9 protein-coding genes and 1 pseudogene are annotated in these 11082 nt (G+C 60.6%); 4 read left to right on the top strand and 6 right to left on the bottom strand.

Translation table 11 applies throughout. The features are described from left to right. From ABS88_RS19950 to ABS88_RS19925, 6 genes are all read right to left on the bottom strand, one after another. On the bottom strand, nucleotides 1–775 hold a 775-nt coding region (locus ABS88_RS19950), incomplete at its 3' end, for a glycosyltransferase family 4 protein (protein WP_286750382.1). A 93-nt stretch (nucleotides 776–868) separates the two neighbouring features. Continuing rightward, entirely contained in the window at nucleotides 869–2101 is a 1233-nt protein-coding gene (locus ABS88_RS19945) for a hypothetical protein (protein WP_286750381.1), read from the bottom strand. Between the two features lie 30 nt (nucleotides 2102–2131). Beyond that, nucleotides 2132–4258 (bottom strand): GumC family protein, encoded by a 2127-nt coding sequence (locus tag ABS88_RS19940; protein WP_286750380.1) that lies wholly within the window; start codon nucleotides 4256–4258, stop codon nucleotides 2132–2134. Between the two features lie 72 nt (nucleotides 4259–4330). Then, nucleotides 4331–4972, bottom strand: coding sequence for a polysaccharide biosynthesis/export family protein (locus tag ABS88_RS19935; RefSeq protein WP_286750379.1), 642 nt, complete (start codon nucleotides 4970–4972; stop codon nucleotides 4331–4333). A 162-nt stretch (nucleotides 4973–5134) separates the two neighbouring features. Then, nucleotides 5135–6496, bottom strand: a complete 1362-nt coding sequence (locus ABS88_RS19930) for an O-antigen ligase family protein (RefSeq protein ID WP_286750378.1) — start codon at nucleotides 6494–6496, stop codon at nucleotides 5135–5137. Between the two features lie 149 nt (nucleotides 6497–6645). Next, entirely contained in the window at nucleotides 6646–7431 is a 786-nt protein-coding gene (locus ABS88_RS19925) for a metallophosphoesterase (protein ID WP_286750377.1), read from the bottom strand. A 231-nt stretch (nucleotides 7432–7662) separates the two neighbouring features. Here ABS88_RS19925 and wecB point away from each other — a divergent pair, with 231 nt between their 5' ends. The 4 genes and pseudogenes from wecB to ABS88_RS19905 all read left to right on the top strand — a co-directional run. Further along, nucleotides 7663–8778 carry a non-hydrolyzing UDP-N-acetylglucosamine 2-epimerase gene (gene wecB / locus ABS88_RS19920; protein WP_286750376.1) on the top strand — a complete coding sequence of 372 codons (1116 nt, stop codon included), beginning with the start codon at nucleotides 7663–7665 and terminating at the stop codon, nucleotides 8776–8778. Then, nucleotides 8768–10063, top strand: coding sequence for a UDP-N-acetyl-D-mannosamine dehydrogenase (gene wecC, locus ABS88_RS19915; RefSeq protein WP_286750375.1), 1296 nt, complete (start codon nucleotides 8768–8770; stop codon nucleotides 10061–10063). The genes wecB and wecC overlap by 11 nt, the downstream gene beginning before the upstream one ends. A gap of 48 nt (nucleotides 10064–10111) precedes the next feature. Continuing rightward, nucleotides 10112–10918, top strand: a complete 807-nt coding sequence (locus ABS88_RS19910) for a class I mannose-6-phosphate isomerase (protein ID WP_286750374.1) — start codon at nucleotides 10112–10114, stop codon at nucleotides 10916–10918. Between the two features lie 49 nt (nucleotides 10919–10967). Continuing rightward, nucleotides 10968–11082 (top strand): annotated as a pseudogene (locus ABS88_RS19905) (HslU--HslV peptidase proteolytic subunit); the annotation flags it as partial.

Below are 11082 nucleotides of genomic sequence, written 5' to 3'. Positions count from 1 at the left end.
CCGCACCGCCGCCGATGACGACGCATCGGGCGCCTGGATGATTATGCTGCAAATAGCTGGCAAGGTCGGCGAGATACGCGACCCCGTTGATCTGCCCCAGAGTTCCCGCATAGAGAATGATCGGACCGTCGCCCAATTCGGGATGTTGTTGGCGAAAAGCAGCTCCAGCCCTCGGGTCGTTTCCGAACAATTCAAGATCGCAGCTGTTCGGGATTACATGCACACGGTCGGGGCTATAACCCGTTTCGACAACACCCTCTGCCATACCTGGCGAAAGCGCCACGATCTGATCTGCGTTACGATAGGCAAATCGCTCCAGCCAACGGGCAGCCGCAATCGTCCATGGCGCTCGAAGGGCACCGATTGCGATCGGAAGCAGCGGCCACAGATCTCGCACCTCGAAAACCATCGGACGCTTGAGCTTGCGCGCTGCCGCCACCGCGGGCAGCGCAATCGTTAGCGGCGTGCTTGTTGCAAAAACAACATCGCCTCCGGTTGCCATCGCCCGCTTTGCAGCGCGCACCGCGAAGTGAAGGAAGGCCCGCATTCGCTGAGCAAACCCCATTGCATTCGAATATGGAACGGGAAGCCAGTGAATATGGATCCCTTCAATATCCTCAACCCACCAGTCGCGCCTTTCCGACGCCCCCCGCCAAGTGGTGACGACATGCACGTCGTGCCCCATGGCCACTAAGCGGCGCGCCATTTCATAGGAACGCGTCCCCCCCGACATGGAAGGCGTAGTAAAATACTGATGGAGATAGAGAATTTTCATGCTGCGGTTTCCAAAACCTTATGATCGGCAGCGTCAGCGGAAGCGCGCTGGCCCCAAATGTCCCCGCACCCTCCGGCTCAATCGACGCCCCACCTACATATTCCGCGACGCATCGGTCGATGGGGTCAAAGACAAGTGCAGCACATTGGCGTCGAGTCCGATCACATCGTCGGGAATCACGACCGCCAAGGAAAACCAATACCATTGGCATGCATCGTCGGGGATCACTGCGACGGCCTTCCCTTCGCCTGCGGCAACAGGAACCGGCGGGAGGATTGCGCCGTCCTTGCCTCGCTCCGCACAATCAATCCGAACGACCAGCGAGCCGGGATCAATGGCGCTATCGGCCGCGACCTTCCAATTGAGATCATACCGCCCGGGCGCGAGTTTCAGAAGCTGTCGGGCCGCGCTACCGCGCGCACCACCGATGGCCGAGATCGCGAGGATTTTCTCGCGCGGGTCGACAGAGGCGCCGAGATTCCCTTGCGACGAAAGCTGCCAGTCGAAGGGTGCCAACTCGGGCGATATCGCAAAATCCCCGTTGTACAACAGGTTGGCTTTGGTCGAACGCCCCAGGCCCAACCCCTCTGCAAGCTTATATGCTGCGTCCATATGGCCATCGCGTACCAGGTTCAGCAAGAGCGTCTTGTCGGTCGGCATTATCTCTTGCTGCAGCCATGGGGCACCGGCAACAGCAAGCCGGAGTTGTGCCGCGTTGGCCAGGCTGGCAGGGCGGCGGACGACAAGCCCCCAATAATAATCCGCCCAACCCGGACGCTCTCCAATAATCGGGATCAGCGCTTCGACCGCCCCGTTCCGCGCCGTGGCCTCGGCCATCGCGGCCCCATAGGTTGTCTTGGCCTCCTTGCCGACCAGCATGACCCGCGACAACCAGGCAAAAAAGGCGCGGTCATCGCCTCTCAACGCCGCCGCTTTGACAAGTTCGGTATTGACCAGCGTATTGCGACGATTGAGCTTTCCGGCCAGTTCGAAAAGCGCTTGGCGCTCTGTGCCTTCCTTGCCGTTCGGCATCGAATCAGCGATCAAACCCAGAGCCGGTATGGACAGCGGCTCTTGTCGATAGGCAGACTTTGCCAATCGCACTTCGTCCGGATTGACGACCGCGTTCGGATCCCCGGCTCTCCGGGCAGAAAAGGCATTATAGGCAAGACTCGCTTCAGCCGTACCCGAATGGGGCATTCCCACGGCAAGCGCCCGTGCAGGCGATCGCTTCTCATACGCGATCGCAAAGCTGCAGAAACCCACATATACTGCCGTCGCAACGGCAAGCAACCAGCCGATGCCTCTCCTAATAGTCATTGCCATTCCAAGCCACCAGAAACGCCTGCTACGAAATCAAGCCTTTGGCTCTTCCCCGCCATAGCTGAAGCCATAGCCATAGCCGTAGCCGTAGCCGTAAGCATGGTTCTTGGCGCCAACCTTGGTCACGATCGCGCCAAAAATCTTCGCCCCCGACATGCGCAAGCGTATCAAGGCGTTGGAGATGGCCCGCCGCTTCGTCGCATTCGCCTCGATCGTAAACAACACCCCTTCAACCCGGCGCGCGATAAGCGGTGCGTCGGCAAGGCCCAGAAGCGGCGGCGAATCGACAAGGACGTGATCGTAGCGCGTCAAAAGCATCGCGATCAAAGCATCGAGACGATCGCTGCCGAGAAGCTCCGCAGCGTTCGGTGGGACCTTGCCCGCTGTGATGATCGAGAACCCGTGTTTGGGCAGGGTCGAAATCATCGCTTCCAGATTGTCATCGCCGGCCAGATAGTGGCTGAGACCATGCTTGTTCGGGATATCCAGATACTGGTTCTGCGAGGGATTGCGGATATCGGCATCGACCAGGATCACCGACTTTCCGGTCGCGGCCATCACCGTCGCAAGGCACAAGGACGAATTGCTCTTGCCTTCGCGCGGCTGCGACGAAGTCAGCATGATCGACCGCGGCGCGCCATGCGCCGTCAAGAACGACAGGTTCGTCATCAAGGCGAAATAGGCTTCGTAAATCGCCGACTTCTTGTCGAGGATAAGGTCGGCCGGATGCCCGGCAATCTCGGGAACTGCGCCCAAAAGCGGCAGACCGAAACGTGCGTTGACTTCCTGCGGGTCGCGAACCGAACTGTCGATCTTTTCGAGCGCGAAGATCAGTCCCCCGGCCAGCGCGATGCCGGCGAACAAGGCAAGAGCAATGTTCAGGATCAAACGCGGACTTGACGGGCGATCGGCAATTTTAGCGGCATCCACAACCGATATATTGTTGGTGCCGACGCCAGCTGCGCCGATTTCCTTGTAGCGTTGAAGCAGGCCGTCATACAGTTGGCGGTTGGAGTCCACTTCGCGCTGGAGGATCGCCATTTCGATCGATTCCCGCTGCTGCTTGTTATAGCGCTCGGTCAAACCGCCCAATTCGGCCTCGAGGCTCCGTTCGCGGCGCAGGGCGGCTTGATAGGCCTCCTTGTTGCCCTGCGATGCGCGGGACGTTTCCGCGGCAATGCTGCGATCAAGATTCGCGACCTGCGCTTGCAGGGAGACAACGGCCGGATAATCGTCCGCGAATATCGTCCGCTGCTGAGCCAGTTCCGCTGCCAATTCGGCGCGCTTTTGCCGCAAGCTACCTATGGTCGGCGCATTGGCGGCAGCCACGCCGGTGAGCGAGTTGCCCAGTTGGGCCTCGGCAGCGATTCGTTCCTCGCGAGCCTTTGAAAGCGCGGCACTGACATCAGCAATGTCGGAGGCCACGAGCGTCTGCGCGCGGGTCCGGCCGTCGGAATCGGTCTGCGTCGAGATCGTGACAATCCCTTTGCTCGTCCCATAATTGATCAGCTGCCGTTCCGATATCTCAAGATTCTGCCGCAGCGTCTGGAGACGCGATTCCAGATATTTGCGGGCGTCGGACGTTGCTGCGAACCGGCGGTCGATGCTGATCTGTTGAAACTGCTGCGCCCACAGATTGGCGAGCTTTGCCGACAGCCGCGGCGATGGCGTCGCAAAACTAATGTCAACGAGGCTCGAGTTGCGTACGGGCGACACTGACAAGTGGTCGATAAGGGTCGTAACCGCCTCATTATTAAGATTTCGCCGGTCTGCGCTGCTCATCGACGCGTTGACATCATCGAACTTGAAGGCCGCGACAAAATCCTTGTCCGCCAGAAGATTGCCGGCGCGGACTACACGCTCTGCCAGCGTTTCCGATTGAAGAAGAGAATATTGAGTGTTGTAGAACGATATCTCGTTGATCAGCGCCTTATCCCGCTGCCCTTCAACCGAGGTTGCCACCGGCGCGTCCGGTAAAATCTCAAGCCGAGCCGTAGACCGATATTGCGGCGTCGCCAGAAACGTCGCAACGAGGCCCAAGAGGACCATGCCGAGGATAACGCCGATTGCAAGATTGCGATGATTGACGGCGGCGGCCCAAGCCTGTTCCAATACCGACAGCGTCGAATTCCGGCTCTCGCCTCCATAGACGTCGTCCATGTTCGGGAGCGAATTGGACACCGGGGGCGGTCCATTGTGGATTAATTGATTCATTGTCTGATAGCGCCCCGATTAGAACTCTCTGGCCAGCAAAATCACCGGCGAAAGCAACGCCGGCACGACCGCCAACACATCTTTGAACCGGCGCCTTGCCGGCGAATCCCCTACGACCACGACGTCGTTCGGGAAAATTTCGGGATCGGGATAATTGCCGCGCCGAATGCCTTCAAGATTGTAAATGCCCACATATTTCTGGTTGCCGACATCGCGAAACACGACGACGTCCTGAAGCTTCGCGAACTCGTTCGTTCCGCCCGCAAGCGCGACGGCCCGCATCAGCGTAACACGTCCGACCACCGGGTACGATCCGGCTTTGTTCACCTGGCCATCCACCGTGACCGACATCGACTGGACCGAGAGCGGGTTGGACGACGCCTTGAAATTTACGGTCACTTGCGGATCGCGAATATATCGTACCGCCAGCTTCTGCCGAATTTCATCCGAAACATCGTGGGGCGTCTTGCCCGCGGCAGCAATCGAGCCGACCAGCGGAAACGAGAAGTTCCCCTTCCCGTCCGTCATAATATCGCGCTGCATATCGGGCACGCCGAATACCTCGACCCGCAATTCGGTGAAGGGCCCGATGAACGCCAGGCGCGTAGACCGAACAACATCGCTCGCCTCCGGTTCGGGAAGGCTTTTGAGCGGCGTCACCGGGCTGTCCGGCGCGCTGGCAACGGGGGGCGCACTTTTTGCGCAGCCCGCAAGTAACAGCGCGGAAACTAGGAGAAAAGACGTGGATCGTTTCATATCGGGAAAGGTGCTCGATCAGAAATGGGCCCGGCAGCTATAGAGACTCTCATTGCTGTCGCAACCCTAATCCCGACGGGTTGACGCGCTGCTGGGGCAGCACAGCAAAATTACCATCAATATTGCCAAGACCTGGATCGACGGCACGCGAAGCGGATAATCAACAAGGCTCCCCATCGCCAGAAGCAGCAGGATTACGAGGGCAGACAAACGGGTATCGCCCCGATACCCCTTCAACAGGCTGCTCAAACCGCCGCGCAAAGCCGCGCGCGCGATCCAGACGATGGTCGCGAGAAGGATGACCACAGCGGGGATGCCGCCGGTAATCAGGATTTCAGCCCAGTCATTGTGCGCATGATTGAAGTAGGAAGGCTGCAGCAGCCGGTCGGGCTCGAACATTTCATACACGTCGGGAAATGAGCCAAAGCCACTTCCAAACGCCCAAAATGTTTCCACCATCGACCGAACGATCGGCCAAGCCTGAAATCGCATATCGGCCGCGACATCCGGCGCCATGATCCGAGTCAAGCCGGTCGAGCGGTCCGACGCCCAAAACGCAGCCGCCAGGAGCAGAGCGATCAGCGCAACCGGAGCATGGACGACCCAGCGCGGGAAAACCATCGCCCTTCGGCCCTGCACTTTTCGTTCGCCGGGCAAACCGCGCGAACGCCATGCGGATGTGACCATTACATAGCCGACCGCGAACGCGATCGCGACAGCTACCAAACCCGCACGAGACCCGACCAGGATCGTGACAACGGCCACGCCGAGGCCGATGAGGCCCAAACACACCGAAACGACATCACGCCTTTTCCGACGCATGAATTCATCGCGCAACAGCATCGCAGAAATCATCACCGCCGATGCAAGAAGCATCGCATTATGATTTCTGTTGGCAAACAGTCCGACCATTTCATTGGAATTGGTGATCCGATAAAGATAGGCCCCACTGGAAGGGCCGGACAGCATCTGCATAAACCCCATCAGGGCACTCCCACACCCGATACACAGGATCGCGAACAGAATTCGCGTGTTGCCTTCGACGTCACCACGACTGAAAATCAGTAACGCACCAAAGGGGACGGTCATCGCCAAAAGACTGTCAAAGCTCTGCGATGGCGTCAGCGAAATCGGTCGCCAAAGGTCAGGCTGACCAAGAAGGCGGTCGACGGCAACGATCGTTTCGCGCCCCGGTAACGATTGCCACAAGGCAGGCGGAAGCGGAATCAATTGGACGATCATCCACAAGGTCATCGCGATCAGCAGAAGCAACGGCACCCGGATGCGCCGCCAGTCGCTGCGGTCCATCTGTAGCATTGCGCCGAACGCAAACAGAATCGCGCCGCCGCGAAGAAGCGGAAGCGAGGTCAAATCGCTCCGCGATCCGCCCCCGGTCAAAAAGACAAAGCCAAGGAATAAAATGGGCATCCAGGTCGAAAATCCCTCGAAAACCGCTCGTGGTTTCGAAAGACCGCCTGCTGATCTTTTGCGATGTGTGGTCATTCAGCTCGAACTTCGGTTGAATAGGAAAAAATTGCGAATGAGCAGAATGAATTGCCCGCTTTGGCGGAGTGCAGTCAAGCGGCGCTGCTCAACTGATCGTCATTTGCAAATAAAAACCAGCGTTGAGCGCCCTCCAAACCCAGAGCCGCGAGCGAACCACTCCGGAAAGCACCGATGTCCACACCGATGCGATTACCCTGTTCGTCGGGCCGCTCCGTGATGCTGTGGCCATGAACGATCATTTTCCCGTGATTGCTCATATCATCGAGAAACTCGTCGCGAATCCAGCGAAGGTCCGCCAAGGATTGTTTTTCGAGCGGAACGCCGGGCCGGATGCCGGCATGAACGAAGGCATAATCGCCAATCTCGATCATGTCCTCGCCGCCGCCAAGAAATTTCACATGCTCGGCAGGTACGATCTCCGGGAGCCGTTCGGCCACCTCCTCAAAGCTGGCCTCCGCCAGGCTCGCGTCATCTTTCCAATAGCTGCGCACCGTCGCATCGCCGCCGATCCGCATGAAATAACGAAGGCGTCGCACGTCGCGGGTCAGAGCTGCCAGAAAGCACTCTTCGTGGTTTCCGATAAGCAGTCGGGTGTCCGCAAACTCGTGGTGCAGCGACATCGCCCGCTCGACAACCGCGGCCGATTCAGGGCCGCGATCAATGAGGTCGCCCAGAAGAATCAGCGTGACCTTTGCCGGACCCCGATTCGCGTTATCTGCGCGAATCTGGTCCAATAGCTCGGCGAAGAGATCGTCGCGTCCGTGAATGTCGCCGATCGCATAGACCCGCTGTCCTTGCGGTACACAAAAACTGCTTCGTGCGGTCTCGTCCGATTTGTTTTTCCGCTTCCAAAACATCGGAACTAGAACCATCCCACTGTGACAAACATGTAAATTTCGGGCGGAAACCAATGTGGCGCACGAATGGCGTCGCTCCTAGTCCCCCGGCACGTCAGTTGCAACCTACGCACGAGCGCCCCAAAAGTTCATCGACAATTGCAGGCCTCGATCATTCCCGTGCGGGCACAAGGCCTTAAGACTGTTGCAAGCTCTTCCCTGTAGGAGTTTTTCACGACAAGGAGTTTTCGAATGCGCGTTATGACGGTCTTCGGCACCCGCCCGGAGGCGATCAAGATGTTTCCCGTCGTGCACGCGCTTCGCCGCCAACCGGGCATCGAAGGGCGTGTCTGCGTCACCGCGCAGCATCGCGAAATGCTCGACCAGGTGCTCGACATCGCGCAGATCACCCCCGACATCGACCTTGACGTCATGACGCCGAACCAGACGCTCGATGCGCTGCTCGCCCGGCTGGTGACCGGCCTCGGCGAGGTCTTCGATGCCGACCGGCCCGACCGCGTTCTCGTCCATGGTGATACACTGACGACGATGGCTGCGACGCTTGCCGCCTATTTCCGCAAGATACCGGTCGGCCATGTCGAAGCCGGGCTGCGCAGCGGGAATATTTATCATCCCTGGCCTGAAGAGGTGAATCGCAAGGTCGCGGGCGCGGTCGCCGACCTGCATTTCGCCCCGACCGAAACCGCGGCGACGGCGCTGCGCGCAGAAAATGTGCCGGCCGAGCGAATATATGTCACCGGTAACACCGTCATCGATGCGCTGCTGGCGACAAAGGCCCGGATCGACGAAAACCCGTCCCTTGCCGCAGGCCTCGATCCACTCGTCGATTGCTTCGCAGGTAGGCGCATCGTCGCCGTCACCTCGCACCGGCGGGAGAATTTCGGCGACGGGATGCGCGCTATCGCCGAAGCAATCGCCGCCATCGCCGCCCGCCCCGACGTCGCGGTGATCTTTCCCGTCCACCCCAACCCGCAGGTCCGCAGCGCGATGGAGCCGCTGCTCGCCCCGCTTTCCAACGTCGCGCTGATCGACCCGCTCGATTATCCGCATTTCGTACGCCTGCTCGCCGAGGCCGATCTCGTGCTGACCGACAGCGGCGGGGTGCAGGAGGAAGCACCGTCGCTCGGCAAACCGGTGCTTGTCATGCGCGAGACGACCGAGCGACCCGAAGGCATTACGGCAGGCACGGCAAAGCTTGTCGGTACCGACAAGGACCGTATCGTTACCGAAATTTTCAGCCTTTTGGACGATAGCGAAGCCTATTCGGCGATGGCCCGCGCGCACAATCCGTTCGGCGACGGCCTCGCTGCCCAGCGAATTGCGGAGATTGTCGCGCGTGCCCATTGATACCGACCAGCAAGTTACCGTTCTCGGCCTCGGCTATATCGGGCTGCCGACCGCGGCGCTGATCGCACGGTCGGGCTGCCGTGTCACGGGCGTCGATGTCAGCGAAAAGGTCGTCGAAACCGTCAACAGCGGCAAGGTGCATATTGAAGAAGTCGATCTCGACGGGCTCGTCCAGGGCGTCGTTGCACGCGGTGCGCTCACCGCTTCGACCCAAGTCGCGCCCGCTGACAGCTTCGTGATCGCCGTGCCGACGCCGCACGACACCGATCATCGCCCCGACATCAGCTATGTGCTGGCAGCAGCTCGCGCGATCGCGCCCAAACTGCAAGCCGGCAATCTTGTCATCCTCGAATCGACATCGCCCGTCGGCACGACCGAAAAGGTTGCCGCGCTGATCGCCGAATTGCGCCCCGACCTGAAGGTGCCCGGCGCGTGCGCCGGTGCCGCCGACATCTTCATCGCTTATTGTCCGGAACGTGTCCTGCCCGGCCGGATTCTGGTCGAGCTGGTCGACAACGACCGCTGCATCGGGGGTATCACGCCGCGCTGTGCGCGCCGTGCGATGACCTTCTACCGCCAGTTCGTGCGCGGTGCCTGCATCACGACCTCGGCGCGCGCCGCCGAAATGGTCAAGCTCGTCGAAAACAGCTACCGCGACGTCAACATCGCCTTCGCTAACGAATTGTCGATGATGGCCGAAGAAATGGGCGTCGATGTCTGGGAGGTGATCCGCCTCGCCAATCGCCACCCGCGGGTCAACATCCTTCAGCCCGGCCCCGGCGTCGGCGGCCATTGCATTGCCGTCGATCCCTGGTTCCTCGTTCATGGGGCGCCCGATCACAGCCGACTCATCCGTACCGCACGCGAAGTCAATCTCGCGAAGACCGCGCATGTCATCGGCGCCGCCGAAATGCTCGTGTCGCAGCATCCGCAGGCGCGCGTCGCCTGCCTCGGCCTCGCCTTCAAACCGAACATCGATGATTTTCGCGAAAGTCCCGCGGTCGAGGTGGCGGCAGCCCTCGCTCGCCGCTTCGGCAAGCAGGTCGACATCGTCGAGCCCTATGCGCGCGGCCTGCCGGCCGAATTCGCCAGTACCGGATCCGAACTCATCGACCTCGATACCGCACTCGCGAAGTGCGACCTGCTGATCGTGCTCGTCGATCACGACCTGTTCAAATCGATCCCGCTCGAAGAACGGTCGGACAAGATTGTCTATGACACGCGCGGTCTCTGGCTCGACCAGCCCGGCGGGAGCACCCCTAACCGGCTCAATCGCGCCGCTTGATGCGCGCGGTCGCTTGACGTCCTCGCGCACGCGACACATGACATCGTCATGTTGACCCGCCTTCCCCCGCATATCGTAGAAAAGCCGTGGGGACGGACCGACATACCCGCGGCATTCGGCGACTTCGGCGAACGGCGCATCGGCGAGATATGGTTCGCGCATCCCGACGGCGATGCCGCGCCGCTGATGATCAAGTTCCTGTTCACCTCCGAGCGGCTGTCTATTCAGGTTCACCCCGACGATGTCCGCGCACGCGCCGCCGGACATGCGCGCGGCAAGGACGAATGCTGGCTGATCCTGGGCGCTGAACCGGACGCCGAACTTGGCCTCGGCCTGAAAGCCCCCACCGATGTGGCCGCGCTTCGCGCCGCGGCGCAGGATGGATCGATCGTCGACATGATCGATTGGCGGCCGGCACACGCGGGCGAATTCTTCTATAATGCGGCGGGCACGATCCACGCGATCGGCGGTGGGCTGACCTTGGTGGAGGTGCAGCAGAATGCCGACTGCACCTACCGCCTCTTCGATTATGGCCGGCCGCGCGAACTGCACCTCGATGACGGGCTTGCGGTTGTCGACGCTGCGCCGTCGCACGGCGCGCCGCATTGCGCGATCGACCCGGCGGCGAACCAGCGTCTCGTCGATGGCCCCCACTTCCATCTCCTACATCTGGCGGCACCTTTCGATCGCGACTTTGTCGGACCGACCGGGCAAAGCCTGACGCTCGTGCCGCTGGCCGACGGCTGCCGGATCGGCGACGAACCCTTGCCGTTCGGGGAGGTCGCCCTGCTCGAAGACTTATCTTCGCTTGAAATGGCGCCCGGCGCCCGCGCGCTGCTCTGCTGGGCCGCCTGATCGGCCCCTCCCCTTGCGGCTCGGCGCCGCTTTACCCATATCGCGCCGCATGACCCAATCGACCGCGCACCGTGACGCGCCCTGGCACGGAACCACCATCCTCTCCGCCCGCAATGCAGACAAGGTCGTCGTAATCGGCGACGGTCAGGTGTCGATGGGCCAGA

The organism is Sphingopyxis sp. SCN 67-31, from assembly GCF_001725095.1.
This window is presented reverse-complemented; position numbering and strand designations above follow the sequence as displayed.